Annotated in this window: 12 protein-coding genes; 6 read left to right on the plus strand and 6 right to left on the minus strand. The window is 64.6% G+C overall.

What is annotated here, in order from left to right; translation table 11 throughout:
- Nucleotides 1–47: 47 nt before the first annotated feature.
- The 5 genes from JF290_RS17600 to JF290_RS17620 are packed head-to-tail and all read left to right on the plus strand — an operon-like array spanning nucleotide 48 to nucleotide 5,028.
- A complete protein-coding gene (locus JF290_RS17600; protein WP_199026216.1) occupies nucleotides 48–1,157 on the plus strand; it encodes a M24 family metallopeptidase in 1,110 nt (369 codons plus the stop codon).
- Nucleotides 1,151–2,158 carry an ABC transporter permease subunit gene (locus JF290_RS17605; protein ID WP_199026217.1) on the plus strand — a complete coding sequence of 336 codons (1,008 nt, stop codon included), beginning with the start codon at nucleotides 1,151–1,153 and terminating at the stop codon, nucleotides 2,156–2,158. Before JF290_RS17600 ends, JF290_RS17605 begins: the two co-directional genes overlap by 7 nt.
- Nucleotides 2,159–3,064, plus strand: coding sequence for an ABC transporter permease subunit (locus tag JF290_RS17610; RefSeq protein WP_199026218.1), 906 nt, complete (start codon nucleotides 2,159–2,161; stop codon nucleotides 3,062–3,064). It begins immediately after the preceding gene.
- A gap of 3 nt (nucleotides 3,065–3,067) precedes the next feature.
- The gene (locus JF290_RS17615; protein ID WP_199026219.1) at nucleotides 3,068–4,045 is read left to right on the plus strand and encodes an ABC transporter ATP-binding protein; all 978 of its coding nucleotides are present in this window, start codon (nucleotides 3,068–3,070) and stop codon (nucleotides 4,043–4,045) included.
- Nucleotides 4,042–5,028 carry an ABC transporter ATP-binding protein gene (locus JF290_RS17620; RefSeq protein ID WP_199026220.1) on the plus strand — a complete coding sequence of 329 codons (987 nt, stop codon included), beginning with the start codon at nucleotides 4,042–4,044 and terminating at the stop codon, nucleotides 5,026–5,028. Before JF290_RS17615 ends, JF290_RS17620 begins: the two co-directional genes overlap by 4 nt.
- Here JF290_RS17620 and JF290_RS17625 read toward each other — a convergent pair.
- Nucleotides 5,019–6,623: an FMN-binding glutamate synthase family protein gene (locus JF290_RS17625; RefSeq protein WP_199026221.1), complete on the minus strand. Its 1,605-nt coding sequence runs from the start codon at nucleotides 6,621–6,623 to the stop codon at nucleotides 5,019–5,021. The two genes, JF290_RS17620 and JF290_RS17625, sit on opposite strands and share 10 nt — an antisense overlap.
- Before the next feature lie 199 nt (nucleotides 6,624–6,822).
- Nucleotides 6,823–8,217 carry a dihydrolipoyl dehydrogenase gene (lpdA, locus tag JF290_RS17630; RefSeq protein WP_199026222.1) on the minus strand — a complete coding sequence of 465 codons (1,395 nt, stop codon included), beginning with the start codon at nucleotides 8,215–8,217 and terminating at the stop codon, nucleotides 6,823–6,825.
- 179 nt (nucleotides 8,218–8,396) lie between these two features.
- Between lpdA and JF290_RS17635 the strand changes: the two genes are divergently transcribed.
- Nucleotides 8,397–8,840, plus strand: a complete 444-nt coding sequence (locus tag JF290_RS17635) for a DUF6674 family protein (RefSeq protein ID WP_199026223.1) — start codon at nucleotides 8,397–8,399, stop codon at nucleotides 8,838–8,840.
- Here JF290_RS17635 and JF290_RS17640 read toward each other — a convergent pair.
- The 4 genes from JF290_RS17640 to JF290_RS17655 form a co-directional block, all read right to left on the minus strand.
- Entirely contained in the window at nucleotides 8,837–9,415 is a 579-nt protein-coding gene (locus JF290_RS17640; protein ID WP_199026224.1) for a DUF924 family protein, read from the minus strand. The two genes, JF290_RS17635 and JF290_RS17640, sit on opposite strands and share 4 nt — an antisense overlap.
- Before the next feature lie 106 nt (nucleotides 9,416–9,521).
- Entirely contained in the window at nucleotides 9,522–10,793 is a 1,272-nt protein-coding gene (locus tag JF290_RS17645; RefSeq protein WP_199026225.1) for an MFS transporter, read from the minus strand.
- Between the two features lie 112 nt (nucleotides 10,794–10,905).
- Nucleotides 10,906–11,952, minus strand: coding sequence for a tRNA preQ1(34) S-adenosylmethionine ribosyltransferase-isomerase QueA (queA, locus tag JF290_RS17650; RefSeq protein WP_199026226.1), 1,047 nt, complete (start codon nucleotides 11,950–11,952; stop codon nucleotides 10,906–10,908).
- Nucleotides 11,953–12,006: 54 nt separating this feature from the next.
- On the minus strand, nucleotides 12,007–15,372 hold the full coding sequence (locus JF290_RS17655; RefSeq protein ID WP_199026227.1) for an AsmA-like C-terminal region-containing protein: 3,366 nt from the start codon (nucleotides 15,370–15,372) through the stop codon (nucleotides 12,007–12,009).
- Nucleotides 15,373–15,400 lie beyond the last annotated feature (28 nt).

Here is a 15,400-nt window from a genome sequence, read left to right on the forward strand (position 1 = left end):
GGCGGCTCCCGGGCCGCCCCCGTACTCCTGACGCGAAAGCTGCCGCCGTGACCAAGACACTGACCGACCGACTGGCCGAATACGCCACCGTCGCCGCCGATCTGGGCGTCGATGCAGTGGCGCTCGTGCCGGGTCCGAATTTCACCCGCGCGCTCAACCAGAGTTTCATGAGCCATGAGCGTCCCTTTATTCTAGTCATTCCCGCCGATCGCCCCACCGCGGCACTGGTGCCGAACCTCGAATTGCGCAGCTGGGACCTCGTCGGATTTGACGGCGCAGTGTTCGACTGGCGCGACCAGGACGGATACGACGCCGCATTCTCCGAACTCCTGTCGCACCTGCGCATCTCCTCGCTGGCCGTCGAAGGGCAAGTGATGCGCGTCTTCGTGCATCATGCGCTGAAACGCGCTCAGCCCGATCTGCGCATCGTCGACGGCGAGGCCGCGATTTCCGGACTGCGCATGATAAAGACGCCTGAGGATATCGATGCGCTCAAGGCCGCCATCGCGATCTCGGAACGCGCGCTGGCCCGTACGCTCGAGTCCGTGCGCCTCGGGCAGACAGAAACCGAGATCGAACAGGTGCTGATCCAGTCTCTCTTCGCCGAGGGTGCCGAGGACCTGGCCTTTCCGCCCATCGTGGCCGCGGGCGACGGTTCGGCGCGCCCGCACGCCCACGCGCGACCCGACTACCGGGTCAAAGCGGGCGACGCCCTGCTGCTGGATTTCGGCGCCCGCAAGCACGGGTTCGCCGCCGACATCACCCGCACGGTCTTTCTGGACCATGCCAGCGACGAAGCGCACGACGTGTATGACACCGTTCTGCGCGCCAATCTCAAGGGCTTCGAGGTCACACGGGCCGGGGTCACCGCGCATGATATCGACGACGCGGTGATCGGCGTGCTCGAGTCCTCGCCCTATGCGGATCGCATTCGCACCAAGACAGGCCACGGGCTGGGCCGGGACGTTCATGAAGCCCCTTACATCATGCGCGGCAACCCGCTGCCCCTACCCGCCGGCACCGTCTACACCAATGAGCCCGGCCTCTACGAGATCGACAATTTCGGTGTCCGCATCGAAGACGATGTGCTCGTCACCGAGTCCGGCGGCACCTCGCTCACCACCTTTCCCAAGGAGCTGACGATCCTGCCATGCTGAAATATTTCGGATCCCGCCTCCTGACCTTCATCCCGACCTTCCTCGGCGTGACGCTGATCTCCTTTGCCTTCATCCGCGTGTTGCCCGGTGATCCGATCATCGTGATGGCCGGCGAACGTGGCCTGACGGATGAACGCTATCAGGAACTGACCGAGCAGTTCGGGTTCGACCTTCCGATCTACGTCCAATTCTGGGACTATTTCACCGGGGTGCTTCAGGGCGACCTTGGAAATTCCTTCGTCACCAAGCGCCCGGTCTGGGACGAGTTCTTCGCCCTCTTCCCGGCGACCCTGGAACTGTCGCTCTGCGCCATGATCTTCGCGGTGCTTCTGGGATTGCCCGCCGGTGTCATCGCGGCGGTCAACCGCGGCAAGTTCTTCGACCGGGCGCTCATGTCGACGGCTCTGGTCGGCTACTCGATGCCGATCTTCTGGTGGGCGCTGCTGCTGATCATCGTGTTTTCCGGCAACCTGCAATGGACGCCGGTATCGGGCCGGATCGACCTGACCTACTATTTCCCGAACGCCACTGGCTTCATGCTGATCGACAGCCTCGCCTCTGGGCAACAGGGGGCGTTCCTGTCCGCCCTGCGGCATCTGCTGCTGCCGACCATCGTTCTGGGCACGATCCCGCTGGCCGTCATCGCGCGGCAGACCCGCTCGGCCATGCTCGAGGTGCTGGGCGAGGATTACATCCGGACTGCCCGCGCCAAGGGGTTGGCGCCGGGACGCATCAACGGCATCCACGCCTTGCGCAACGCCCTGATTCCGGTCGTCACCGTGATCGGGCTGTCGGTCGGCACGCTGCTGGCCGGCGCGATCCTGACCGAGACCATCTTCAGCTGGCCCGGCATCGGCAAGTGGATGGTCGACAGCATTTTCCGCCGCGACTACCCGGTCGTTCAGGGCGGGTTGCTGATGATCGCGGTGATCGTGATGCTGGTCAACCTGACCGTCGATGTCCTCTACGGCGTCATCAACCCCAAGATCAGGAAGAGATAGATGACCGACACGCTGTCCGCCACGCCTGACACCGCCGTCGCCCGCCCCAGCCGGCTGAGCGAATTCTGGTTCTATTTCCGTGAGAACCGCGGCGCCGTCATCGGCTTCTACGTCTTCCTGGCCTTCGTGCTGGTGGCGGCCTTCGCCCCGCTATTGGCGCCCTATGATCCGACCGAGCAATTCCGCCAGCACGCGCTGCAACCACCGGCTTGGCAGGAGGGCGGAAGCTGGGCCTTTCCGCTCGGCACCGATCCACTGGGCCGGGACATGCTCTCGCGGCTGATCATGGGCGCGCGCTTCTCGTTCTTCATCGGGGTCGTCGTGGTCGCCATCGCAGCGACCGGCGGCATCCTGATCGGCCTGATCGCCGGGTTCGCGCCCAACTGGCTCGACACGATCATCATGCGGGTGATGGACATCATCCTCGCCTTTCCGTCGCTTCTGCTGGCGTTGGTGCTGGTGGCCATCCTCGGCCCGACCCTGACCAATGCCCTGATCGCGATCGCCATCGTGCAGCAACCGCATTACGTGCGCCTGACCCGCGCCAGCGTGATGTCCGAACTGCAGAAGGATTATGTCACCTCGGCCCGTGTCGCCGGCGCCGGGATCCTGCACCTGATGTTCATCACGGTCCTGCCGAACTGTCTTGCGCCGATCATCGTGCAGGGCGCACTGTCCTTTTCCAGCGCCATTCTCGACGTCGCCGCGCTTGGCTTCCTCGGCATGGGCGCGCAACCCCCGACCCCGGAATGGGGCACCATGCTGGCCGAAGCGCGCGAGTTCATCCTGCGCGCCTGGTGGGTGGTGACCTTCCCCGGCCTGACCATTCTCGTGACGGTGTTGGCGATCAATCTGATGGGTGACGGGCTGCGCGATGCGCTCGATCCGAAACTGAAGCGGAGCTGATCCATGTCCCTGCTGCGCATCCGCAACCTGAGCGTCGAATTCGCAACGTCCGCCGGATCGTTCCGTGCGGTCGACGGGGTCGATGTCGATGTCGATACCGGCGAAATTCTTGCCATCGTGGGCGAATCCGGCTCGGGCAAGTCGGTCTCGATGCTGGCCCTGATGGGCCTTTTGCCCTGGACCGCCACGATCACCGCCGACGAGATGCTGTTCGACGGTCACGACCTCGCCACCCTGTCCTCCAGTGCCCGGCGGAAGATCGTCGGCAAGGACCTGGCGATGATCTTCCAGGAGCCGATGTCCTCGCTCAATCCCTGTTTCACCGTGGGCTGGCAGATCAAGGAGGCTCTGCGCTTCCACCTGGGTCTTGATCGCGCCGCGCGCCACACCCGCGCCATCGAGCTGTTTGAGCAGGTCGGCATCCCTGCCCCGGAAAAGCGCCTTTCGGCCTTTCCGCACCAGTTGTCCGGCGGGATGAACCAACGCGTGATGATCGCTATGGCCATTGCCTGCCGGCCCAAGCTGCTGATCGCGGACGAGCCGACGACGGCGCTTGACGTGACGATCCAGGCGCAGATCCTCGACCTTTTGACCAGCCTGCGCGCGGACACCGGCATGGGGCTGGTGCTGATCACCCATGACATGGGTGTGGTGGCGGAAACCGCCGAGCGCGTCAGCGTGCAATACGCGGGCCAGAAGATCGAGGAACAGCCGGTGGCCGAGCTGTTCGAGCACCCGCACCATCCGTACACGGCAGCACTTCTCAGCGCCCTGCCGGAGCGCGCCACCGAAAAGCGCCTGCCGACCATTCCCGGAGTGGTGCCCGGCCAGTTCGACCGCCCGAAGGGCTGCCTGTTCTCGCCGCGTTGCCAGTTCGCCGATGCGCGCTGCAAGTCAGAGCCGCCGAAACCGCAGGGCGAGGATCTCGGCCGCGCGCGCTGCCACTACCCGCTCAACGGCTCCGAAAGGATCGCGTCATGACCGCCGCTTCCGCTCCCGTGATGACAGCGACCGGGCTTGCCCGCCACTACGAGGTGGGCGGCGGGCTCTTTTCCAAGCCGCAGGTGTTGCGCGCCGTTCAGCGCGTCGACTTCAACCTCTATCCCGGCAAGACGCTGGCCGTGGTGGGTGAATCCGGCTGCGGCAAGTCCACGCTGGCCCGGATGGTGACCATGATCGAGGAGCCGACCGACGGAAGCCTGACGCTGGACGGCCAGCCGGTCGTGCGGGCGGGTTGGCCGGCGCTGCGCTCCTCGGTGCAGATCGTGTTCCAGGACCCCTACGGCTCGCTCAACCCGCGTCAGCGGATCGGCACGATCCTGATGGAGCCGCTCAAGATCAACCGTCCCGACCTGCCGGTAAAGGAACGCGAAGCCAAGGCTCGCGACGTTCTGGGCCTGGTCGGGCTCAGGCCCGAGCATTTCGACCGCTATCCGCACATGTTCTCGGGCGGTCAGCGCCAGCGCATCGCGATCGCGCGCGCTCTGATGCTGGACCCCAAGGTTCTCGTACTGGACGAGCCTGTCTCGGCGCTGGATGTCTCTATTCAGAGCGCGATCCTGAACCTGCTGGTCGATCTGCAGGAACGTCTGGGATTGGCCTATCTTTTCATCAGCCACGATCTAAGCGTCGTGCGCCATGTCGCCGACGACATCATCGTGATGTATCTGGGACAGGCAGTCGAAACCGGCCCCAAGGAGGCGGTGTTCGCCGCGCCGAAGCATCCCTATACCAAGGCGCTGCTGTCGGCGACCCCGCGCGCTGAACCCGGTGCGGCCAAGGACCGGATCAAGCTGACAGGCGAATTGCCCTCTCCCCTGATGAACGTTCCGGGCTGCCCCTTCGCGCCGCGCTGCTGGAAAGTGCAGGAGAAGTGCCGCGCCGAGCGTCCGGCGCTCGGCGCCGAACGCCATGCGGCGGCCTGTTTTTTTCCGCTCGCAGACGGCGAAACCGCTCAGACATAGGTGCCGTCGACGGGTTCGAAACTGGCGGCGCGCGAGCGTTGCCACCGCATGAGATAGCCGAACTCATCCGGTTCCTCGCGCAGCAGGAACCCTTCGGGCAAGTAGGGATAGACCTCCTGCCCCGTGACCATGTCACGGTCGCTCTCCCGCATCAGCAGGTGATGCGGCAGGAACTTGCCCGGATGGTCGAGCCCGGCCGCGCCGGTCATCTCGGCAAGGGCCTTCATCGTGTTGTTGTGAAAGCGATAGACCCGCTCGGATTTCTCGGTCACATCGAGAGCACGCTGGCGCAGCGGGTCCTGCGTGGCCACGCCGACAGGGCAGCAGTTGGTGTGGCAGGCCTGCGCCTGGATGCAGCCGATCGAGAACATGAACCCGCGTGCCGAATTGGCCCAGTCCGCCCCCAGCGCCAGCGCCTTAGCGATGTCAAAGGACGTGACCAGCTTGCCCGAGGCACCCAGCTTGAGACGATCGCGCAGTCCGGCACCGCGCAGGGCGTTGTGAGCGAAGGTCAGCCCCTCGACCAGCGGCATACCCATGTGGTTGGCGAATTCCAACGGGGCCGCCCCGGTGCCGCCTTCCTTGCCGTCAACGACGATGAAATCGGGCACGATATCGGTTTCCAGCATCGCCCGGATCATGCACATGAATTCGCGCCGATGGCCGATGCACAGCTTGAAACCGACCGGTTTGCCGTCGCCGTTCTCGCGCAGCGTGCCGATGAACTCCATCATTTCGAGCGGGGTCCGGAACTCGGGATGGGCCGCGGGCGAGACGCAATCCTGTCCCATCGGCACGCCGCGAGCTTCGGCGATCTCGGGCGAAATCTTTGAAGCCGGCAACATGCCGCCATGACCGGGCTTTGCGCCCTGGCTCAGCTTCAGTTCGATAAGCTTGACCTGTGGATCGCTTGCCTGATCGCGGAATTTCGCCACGTCGAACCGCCCCTCGGCCGTGCGGCAGCCGAAATAGCCCGAGCCGATCTCGTAGATCAGGTCGCCACCACCTTCGCGGTGATACCGGCTGATGCCGCCCTCCCCCGTGTCATGGGCAAAGCCGCCTTTCTTTGCACCGCGATTGAGCGCGAGGATCGCGTTTGCGGACAAGGCGCCGAAACTCATCGCCGAGATGTTGTAGATCGAGGCATCGTAGGGTTTGGCGCATTCGTTGCCGCCGATCCGGACGCGGAAATCGTGGTCGGTGATGATCTTGGGCACGACCGAGTGAGTCAACCATTCAAAGCCCGAGTCATAGACCCGCTCGCGCGTACCGAATGGACGCTTGTCCTCGACCCCTTTGGCCCGCTGGTAGATGATCGACCGCTTGTCGCGCGAAAACGGCTCCTCGTCCTGGTCGCTCTCGATGAGGTACTGGCGGATTTCGGGCCGGATGCCTTCGAAGAGAAAGCGCATGTGGCCGATGACGGGATAGTTGCGCAGGATCGAGTGACTGGATTGCATGACATCATAGGCCCCGAGGGCGGTAAGGAAGCCGAAGAGCAGCAGTGGCAGCAGGAACCACCATGAGGCCCCGAGCCCGATCAGGCTGGCGAACGCCAGCACGGCCGACCCAGCGAAGGCGGTGTATCTCAGCATGATCTACTCTCCTGTCCGGATGCACGGCCCGGCGTTTGGCGGGCCGTCACGCGGATGTTCCTCAATCCCGGCGGGGTCTCACCCGCGCTGGTGTTTCGATTAGACTCACCTGCCTTAAGGCCACGTCAACGGGTACACGCGCCGACGTTTTGCATCTCGGCGGAAAACGCGTGACACCCGTCATCGGCCTTGGACCGGCTTACATGTGAATGACCCTGCCATAGGCATCCAGAACGCTTTCATGCATCATTTCCGACAGGGTCGGGTGCGGAAAGACCGTGTTCATCAGGTCTTGTTCCGTGGTTTCCAACTGGCGGCCCACGACATAGCCCTGGATCAGTTCGGTCACCTCGGCCCCGACCATGTGCGCGCCCAGCAATTCGCCGGTTTTGGCGTCGAAAACCGTCTTGATCATCCCTTCTGGCTCACCCAGCGCGATGGCCTTGCCGTTGCCGATGAAGGGGAAGCGTCCGACCTTGATGTCGTATCCCAACTCCTTGGCGCGGGCCTCGGAGTAGCCGACGCTGGCGACCTGGGGTTGGCAATAGGTGCATCCGGCAATGCTCTCGGGTTTTACCGGATGCGGATCGCCACCTGCGATCAACTCGGCGACCATGACCCCTTCGTGACTGGCCTTATGCGCCAGCCATGGAGCGCCGGCAATGTCACCTATCGCGAAAAGCCCCTCGACCCCGGTGCGGCAGAACTCGTCGGTGACCACATGGCTACGGTCGATCTTCACCCCCAGCGCTTCGAGGCCGAGATCCTCGACATTGCCAACGATGCCGACGGCCGAAATGACCGTGTCAAAGTCGAGCTTCTGAACCTTGCCGCCGGTTTCGATATGTGCCGTGACCGTGCCCTTGGCGCGATCCAGCGACTTGACGGTCGACTTTTCCAGAATGGTCATGCCCTGCTTCACGAACTGCTTCTTGGCAAAGCTGCTGATCTCGGCGTCCTCGACAGGCAGGATGCGGTCCATCACCTCCACGACGGTCGTGTCCGCGCCGAGCGTGTTGTAAAAGCTGGCGAACTCGATCCCGATGGCGCCCGATCCGATGACCAGGAGCTTTTTCGGCATCCGCTTGGGCGTCAGCGCATGCTTGTAGGTCCAGACCCGATCCCCGTCCGCTTCCAGCCCGGGCAGCTCCCGCGCCCTTGCACCGGTGGCGAGAACGATGTTCTTCGCCTCCAACGCCTCTTCGCCCTTGTCGGTCTTGACCTGGACCTTGCCGGGCGCCGGAAGGGTCGCATGCCCCATAACGGTCGCAATCTTGTTCTTCTTCATCAGGTGGGCGATCCCGCCCGACAACTGGCCCGCAACCGCGCGGCTGCGCTTGACCACCGCGTCCAGATCGTAACCTACCCCGTCGGCCTTGAGCCCGAAATCGGCGGCGCGTTCCATGAGATGGAAGACCTCGGAACTGCGCAGCATCGCCTTGGTCGGGATGCAGCCCCAGTTCAGGCAAATACCGCCCATGTGCTCGCGTTCGACGATCGCGACCTTCAGACCCAACTGCGCGGCACGGATTGCGGCGACATAGCCACCCGGCCCGGCCCCGACGACGATCAGATCAAATGATTTGGGGGCCATGGTTTTCTTGCCTTCGAGTGTCTGATTTCACTGGCGTCGAGACTAGCAACCGGTCCGAAACAATGCAAAGACTTCGGCGCGCGCCGATTGTTTCCACCCAAGGAACAATCCCGGAGCAACTTGTGGCTTCGTCGTCCCGGCGGCGATATAGACAGAGGCATGACAGCCGGAGATCCGACATGGCCAAGACCCTCAAAGACCTTTTCCTCGCGATGCTGAACGCAACACTGATCCTCGTCGCCCTGTGCCTGGTGCTGGCGCTGTTGGTGGTCAATCGCGCCAATTCCCTGACTGCGACCTTCGCCCAGAACCTGAGCGTCGTCGGGCCGTTGCAAGAAGCGGTGCAGGAGGCCGGCAGCGAGATCGCAGCACTCAGAGCCGACCTCGCCACCATCGGGAGCCAGTCCGAGGAGGTTTCCTCGGCCACGATGGAGCGCCTTCAGGCGCGCGCTGCCGCGATGGAAACACGCTTGCAGCAGATGCAGGACAATTTGGCCGAGCTGCGAAACGCGCCCGAACAGATGATCGATCATGCCATCGAAAAGGCCGGAGACGAGGCCGTCTCCAGCGTCGCGCGGATCAGGGGATGCGTTCCGCCTGAGACCGTATCGACGGGCTCCTAGCCCGCCGCCTGCAACTCGCGCACGGTTTCGCCGTAGCCACCACCGCTTACATACGCCATTTCAGGACCGGTCGAACTGCGTGACAGGGCTTCGTTGCGATAGGGGAAGCGGCCGAATTGGCGGATCACCTCGCGGTGGGCGCGCGCATGCAGCAGGTTCGACGCACCGTATTCGGGCATCCGCTCGCACATCAGCCGCACGCAGCGCTCCTGGTCGCAGAGATTCTCCGAATGCATCAGAGGCAGGTAGAAGAATTGCCGCGCCGGCTCGTCGATGCGCATGTCCCAGCGCCGATCGATCGCGGCTTTCGCCGTGGCCAGCGCCGCCCGGTCGGTCGAAAAGGCCCGACGCGAGCCGCGGAACATGTTGCGCGGAAACTGATCTGTCAGGATGATGTAGGCCAATGCGCCGCTGGGATAAGTCAGCCAGAGAGAATACCGCCCCTCACGCGCGCCTTCCCACGCCGATCCGAACCGCCGCGTGATCTCGGCATCGAGGTCGTCGTCCTGGGCATACCAATTCGCCGCTCCGACCTCGTCCAACCAGAAACTCAATACTTCTTCAGGGCCAACCATGAGTTGCTCTCCACTCCTAATCTCCCCCCAGCACATATTTACCTGACCGGGTTTTAAAACGTTTTTACAGTAACAAATTGCTTCATTCGCAACAAAATCGGCAAAGTCATGCCGTTCCCTTGCTCTGTGCCTCTTCCAGGTCGGCCTCAATGGCAAGTTCCTGGGCGACCCCCAGCGCGACCTGCGTCGCTGCCGGATACATCGCGGGCATCTGGCCGGTTTCTTCGACCGGAACCGTCGGACGCTGTGTCGAGCGGTAGGCGGCATAGGCTGCCAACGCGAACATCAGCGCGGCCATGAACAGGAAGAATCCCGACGGTCCGAACACCGCGTCGCCCATCAGCCAGCCGATGATCAGCGGGCCGGTGATGGCCCCCAAGCCGTTGATGAAGACAAGCCCGCCGGAAGCCGCCGCCATGTCCTCGTGCTGCAGGTAGTCGTTGGTATGTGCGATCAGCAGCGAATAGAGCGGGTTCGACAGCCCGCCGATCAGGAAGGCAGCAACCAGCAGGATCGAGAAACTGGAGCCGAACAGCATGCCGACGACCGCGCCGCCCGCACCCACCGCCGAGACCAGCAGGATCAGGAAGCGACGGTCCATCCGATCCGACAGCCACCCGAGCGGATACTGCATGAGCATCGCCCCGACATAGAAGGTCGCCACGAAGATCGAGATCTGCGCGAGGCTCAGCCCGACCTTGGCGCCATAGACCGCGCTCATCCCGAACTGCGAGGCAAAGACCCCGCCAAGCAGGAACATGCCGACACAGCCCAGCGGCGAGATCTTGAGCAACTCGCGCAAGGTCATCGGCTTCGTCGTGTCAAAAGCAGGAGTCGGGCTGATCGACAGCAGGATCGGCGCGAAGGAGATCGAGATCAGCACCGAGGCGATCACGAAAGTTTCATAGCCCGCCGGATCGCCCGCCAGCAACAGGGCCTGCGCGCTGACGATCCCGACCATCTGCACGATCATGTAGAGCGACAGCGCCTGCCCCCTGTTCTCGTTGTTGGCCGCGTTGTTGAGCCAGCTTTCGGCGGTCACGTAAACGCCCGAGAAGCAGAAGCCGATGATGACCCGGCCCACCGACCAGGCAATCGGGTTGGTGAAGGTGGGATAGAGGATCATCACCGCCGAAATGAACGAGGCCAGAGCCGCGAAGACCCGCACGTGGCCGACCCTGCGGATCATCTCGGGCGCCATGCGCGAGCCGCCCAGAAAACCGAGGAAATAGGCCGACATCACCACCGACATTTCGAGCGTCGAGAAGCCTTCGATCTCGCCACGCACACCCAGAAGTGTTCCCTGAAGGCCGTTGCCGACCATCAGGAGCATCATTCCCAAGAGCAGCGCCCAGGCGCTGGACAGGACTTGTATCATCTGGTGCCTCCCAGAGCTGTGGCGGGTCGAACCGGTCCCGTATCGGGGGTGTGACCGACTCGGTCGCATTTGGCAACGACACTTTGGAAGTCGGTTTCGGCGCTTTCGCGTCTCAGGGAACGAGCAGGGACGCATCCCCGTAGGAAAAGAACCGATAGTCGTTCCGGATCGCATGATCATAGATCTCGGCGATCCGCCGCCGCCCCATCAACGCCGAAACCAGCATCATCAGCGTCGATTTCGGCAGGTGGAAATTGGTCATCAAGGCGTCGGTCACGTGGAAGCGGAACCCGGGATAGATGAAAATGTCCGTGTCGCCCTCCCAGGCCCGTATCGCGCCATCGCGTGCGGCGGTCTCGATCAGGCGGAGGGCGGTGGTCCCGACCGGAATGATCCGCCCCCCGACGGCCCTCGTGGCGGCGATCTCGGCGGCGGCCTTTTCGCTGACCTGCCCCCATTCAGCGTGCATCTTGTGCGTGGTCACGTCATCGACCTTGACGGGCAAGAAGGTCCCCGCCCCGACATGCAAGGTCACATAGCTGATGTCGACGCCTCCGTCGGTGAGGCGCGCCAGCAGCGCGTCGTCGAAATGCAGCGAGGCGGTCGGCGCGGCGACGGCTCCGGGCACGCGGGCAAAGACGGTCTGGTAGTCGGTCTTGTCGCGCGTGTCGGCGGGGCGCTTGGCCGCGATGTAGGGCGGCAACGGCATCGCGCCGGCCTCGGCCAATGCCGCGTCGAAGTCGTCGCCGACAAGGTTGAAGCGCAACAGGCCCTGCCCCTCGGCCGTATCCACCAACGTCGCCGACAGCCCGGCATCGAATTCCACCATTTCACCGGGCTTCAGTTTCTTGAGTGGCTTGATCAGCGCGGCCCAACTGCCATCCGCGCGCGGCTCGAGCAGCGTCACCTCGATGCGCGCCGCGGTCTCGCCCTGGGCGCCGGTGCGCCGGCGCCGACCCGACAGGCGCGCGGGAATGACGCGGGTGTTGTTCAGCACCAGACGGTCACCCGGACGGATCCACAGGGGCAAGTCTCGCACATGCGCATCGGTGATGCTGTCGCGCGTCGCCACCAGCAGCCGCGCAGCGCTGCGCGGCATCGCGGGACGCGTTGCGATCCTGTCTTCTGGCAAGTCGAAATCGAAATCACTCAGTTTCATGCGCCGCCTTCTATGCGCCCGCGAAGAGAATGGCCATCCGTCTCGGATCTGACCTCAGCGGCCCGAAAACGCATCGTCTGGCCGCGTCGCCGGCGTGCGTTGCACCGGCGGCGCGTTCTCGTCGATGGGCGGCGGCGCGCTGCGCATGATGTCGCGCAGGATGCCCGGCGCCAGCACAGACAGCGGGTTCACCTGGACCCGCGGGTTCTGCGCCGGTCCCGTGAGCGAGTAGTTGAAGCCGATGACCCCCTCGCCACGCCGCGACACCAGGTTGCCGATCTGGTTCAGCATGTAGATCGGCGAGATCACCCCCTGCATCTGCATGGTGCCGCGCACCACGTCGAACACGCCGTCCATCGACAGGCCGATCGAGGGGCCGGTCGCGCTGCTCTCGAAGACGGTGATCCGTCTGGGTCCAAGCCGGAACCGCGCCACCACCTCCGAGAACTGGATGCCCTGGCCCGAGAGCTCGTCGAGCAGTCCGACCAGGCTGATCGAATTCAACAGCGCGGCGATCGCCGGCGCGTCCTGGATCTGGGTGTTGGTGATGCGCAATCGCCCGTCAAACTGCCCTGCTGCCGGTGCGGGCAAGAGCGTCAGGTCGAAACTGCCGCCGCGCGCCTGTTTCAGCAGTCCGGCCGAGCGTACTACCCCGCCAGCGTCCTCCGACCGCACCCGCACCGCACTGCGCCCTGCGCTGGGGCTGATTTCGCCGGTCACCTCGGCCTGCCCGTTCACCTTTCCGCGAAATCGCCCTGTCAGTCCCCCCGCCAGAGTGAAGGCGCCGGCAAAGTCGGTCAGGGCCAGCGTATCGGTGACGCGCAGAGTGTTGAGCGCCACCTGCAGCTCACCGGAATCGATCCCGGCCCCGCCGCCGGATGCGCCGAACTCGGCCCGTCGCAGGTCAAGCGTGCCGCCCCGGATACGGATGTCGGGCGCCCCGGCGCTGCGGCCGATCAGGTCGACCGGCGCGTCGAGCCAGCCACCGAGGCTGACCGAGTCGAAACTGGCCCGGTCGAGCCCTCCGCCCGGACGGATGTCGATCTCGCCTCTGGCGGCAAGTCCAGCTGCGCGCAGGGTCAGGTTGTCCACCCGCGGTTGCGCTCCAAGTCGCGCGGACAGCGACAGCTCACCCGTCGATCCCCGTGACTTGGACCAGCCGAGTTGCGGGATGCTCAGCCCAATGCCGGCCAGATCCGACTCGACACTCAAGACGGGCGGCGCAGCGGGCACGATATCGACGGCGACGCGGGCGGACCCGCGGCCCGAGACGCTCCCGGGCGGCAAGCCGATCCGGAACGTGTCGATGGTTTCGGGCGACAACTCGATCCGCCCCTCGACCCGGCTGCCCTGCTTCGCCTCCGGTCCCAGTGGCTGCCGCCAACTGACCTCGATCGGAAGGTCCTCGATGCGTCCCGTGCCGGCGATGGTGATGCCCTCCTGGTTGCCGCTGACTTCAAGCCGCGGGGCTGCGACGTTGTATCCGGGCACCAGGACATCGCTGGACACGTCCTCGACTGTTCCGGACAGGTGGAACTCCATCTCCTCCAGCGGCACCTTCGGCTTCAGCGGCAACGCGAGCGTGCCGCCCACCCGCGCCATGCCCTGTGCCATGTCAACAGGCAATGTGGTGTCCTTCAGCACCGAAAGCGGTGGGCGATCCAGCAGCGACAGGATCGTCGTGACCGAGCTGCGCGCCGTGATGCGCACCACCGCGGGGGTCGCCGGCTTCACGTCCACGTCGGGAATGATGAAAGAGGTGCCCGCGACATCGAGCGGCCCGCCCGCATCGGGCGTGATCCGGCCCTCCGTCGCGGTGACAACGAACCGCCCGCCAGCGAGCGTTGCCTGCCCGGACGCGTTCGTCATCATCGGCAGAGTCTTGACCGCGCGCACCGTCGCGTCGGCATAGTCGAAATCGAGATAGATATCGGGCTTGGCATCCTGCCTGAGGCGGAGCGCGAAGTTGATGTCCTCGAGTCGTCCGCCAGACAGGTTTTCCGTCACCCATTTGCGCGGCTTCGGCACCGCGCGTTCCGGCCACAGGCTCAGAAGCTGATCGGGAGTGACCACGTCCGCCGTACCGTCAAGCGCGACCTTCCAGCCTGCGGCATCGGCGGAAAACCCGCCCGAAAACAGCAGACGCGTATTCTGTTGGGTGGCTTGCAACTCTCCGAGCGCAACGCGGAAGGGCGCGAAGCCGACCCTGAAATCCGCCGTCGCGCGCGAGATCGACAGCGGCGTTTCATAGAGGTCGTCAGGATTGATCGACAGGTTGGTCAGGGTCAACTGTCCGATCAGGTTACGCAGGCTCCCGCCCTCCACGCCCAGATAGGCGCGGCCCTCGGCCGTGCCCCGGCCCCAGTCGCTCGACACCATCACCTCGTCAAAGACCAACGCCTGATCCTCGGGGTGATAGGTGAAATAGCTGTGCGCGCCCTGGAACGGGATCGGACGCGCGGCCTCCGTCGGCTGCACCGCACCGGCGCCGATCTGGAGCGACGCCGACAATTGCCCAAAGCGGCCGTCGGCATTCACGCTCCCCCGAAGCGCGCCGGAAATCGGCGCGCGCAGCACGTCAAGCCAACCGAGCGCAACGCTCTGTGCGGCGATGTCCGATGCCGCCACATCCTCGACGACAATGCCGAACTCGGCCTCGGGCGAGCCGAAGCGGCTGGAATAGTTCATCTCGAAGCTGCTGGCATAATCCGCTCCGGTCAGTAGCGCGAAGACACTCGACGCGCGCAGATGGTCCGCGTCCCGGTCCAGCCGGATGCGACCGCCATCCAGCGTCCAGGCACGGTTCTTGAACGCATCCTCGTATTGCAGGGTCACCCCGTCCACTTCGACCGAAACCAGCGCACTCAGAAGCGGAGTCGCGAACATCGCGTCCAGCGTCTCGACCAGTTCGGGCAGATTGCCGGCGCGGTTGATGGGGGCGCCACCATTGCCGAGCGTCAGGGACAGATTGCCCTCGGAGTCCCGACGCAGGAACGCGAAAACACCCGACAGCGAGATCGACTTGGGCTGCACCTGGCCGCGCAGCAACGGACGCATCGCCAGGCTTGCCTGGGCATTGGCCAGCTGCGCGATCGGCAGACCATCCGCCGTCTCCAGTCGCACGTCTCTCAACCCGACTCGGGGCCGCCAGCCCCGGTTCACGACCAGTTCGACATCGCCGAATTCGATTTCCATTCCGGGCAGGTTTCGCTCGATCCGCGCCTCGATGCGATCGCGCACCCAGACCGGGACGGTCAGCGTCTGGCCGAGCCCCGCGATGACGAGGCCGCCCCCCAGCAGCATCAGGAACGCGACGATGGCCAGCGACCACAGACCGGCACGGCGCATCCGGCCGCGCGACTCGGGCCGGCCGGGTCTGTCCGCCCGGTCGCCGTCAGGGGAGTTGCTCTCTCCAGTCATGCGTTTTTTGCCAACACGCCTTTTTGTT

Source organism: Sedimentitalea arenosa, assembly GCF_016428585.1.
Classification (GTDB): Bacteria; Pseudomonadota; Alphaproteobacteria; order Rhodobacterales; family Rhodobacteraceae; genus Sedimentitalea; species Sedimentitalea arenosa.

Excerpts from the sequence above, each read along its gene's own strand:
- JF290_RS17655 (WP_199026227.1), bottom strand. The coding sequence starts at position 15,372 with ATGACTGGAGAGAGCAACTCCCCTGACGGCGACCGGGCGGACAGACCC.
- JF290_RS17625 (WP_199026221.1), bottom strand. The coding sequence starts at position 6,623 with ATGCTGAGATACACCGCCTTCGCTGGGTCGGCCGTGCTGGCGTTCGCC.
- JF290_RS17645 (WP_199026225.1), bottom strand. The coding sequence starts at position 10,793 with ATGATACAAGTCCTGTCCAGCGCCTGGGCGCTGCTCTTGGGAATGATG.
- JF290_RS17620 (WP_199026220.1), top strand. The coding sequence starts at position 4,042 with ATGACCGCCGCTTCCGCTCCCGTGATGACAGCGACCGGGCTTGCCCGC.
- JF290_RS17605 (WP_199026217.1), top strand. The coding sequence starts at position 1,151 with ATGCTGAAATATTTCGGATCCCGCCTCCTGACCTTCATCCCGACCTTC.
- lpdA (WP_199026222.1), bottom strand. The coding sequence starts at position 8,217 with ATGGCCCCCAAATCATTTGATCTGATCGTCGTCGGGGCCGGGCCGGGT.
- JF290_RS17615 (WP_199026219.1), top strand. The coding sequence starts at position 3,068 with ATGTCCCTGCTGCGCATCCGCAACCTGAGCGTCGAATTCGCAACGTCC.
- JF290_RS17635 (WP_199026223.1), top strand. The coding sequence starts at position 8,397 with ATGGCCAAGACCCTCAAAGACCTTTTCCTCGCGATGCTGAACGCAACA.
- queA (WP_199026226.1), bottom strand. The coding sequence starts at position 11,952 with ATGAAACTGAGTGATTTCGATTTCGACTTGCCAGAAGACAGGATCGCA.
- JF290_RS17640 (WP_199026224.1), bottom strand. The coding sequence starts at position 9,415 with ATGGTTGGCCCTGAAGAAGTATTGAGTTTCTGGTTGGACGAGGTCGGA.
- JF290_RS17610 (WP_199026218.1), top strand. The coding sequence starts at position 2,159 with ATGACCGACACGCTGTCCGCCACGCCTGACACCGCCGTCGCCCGCCCC.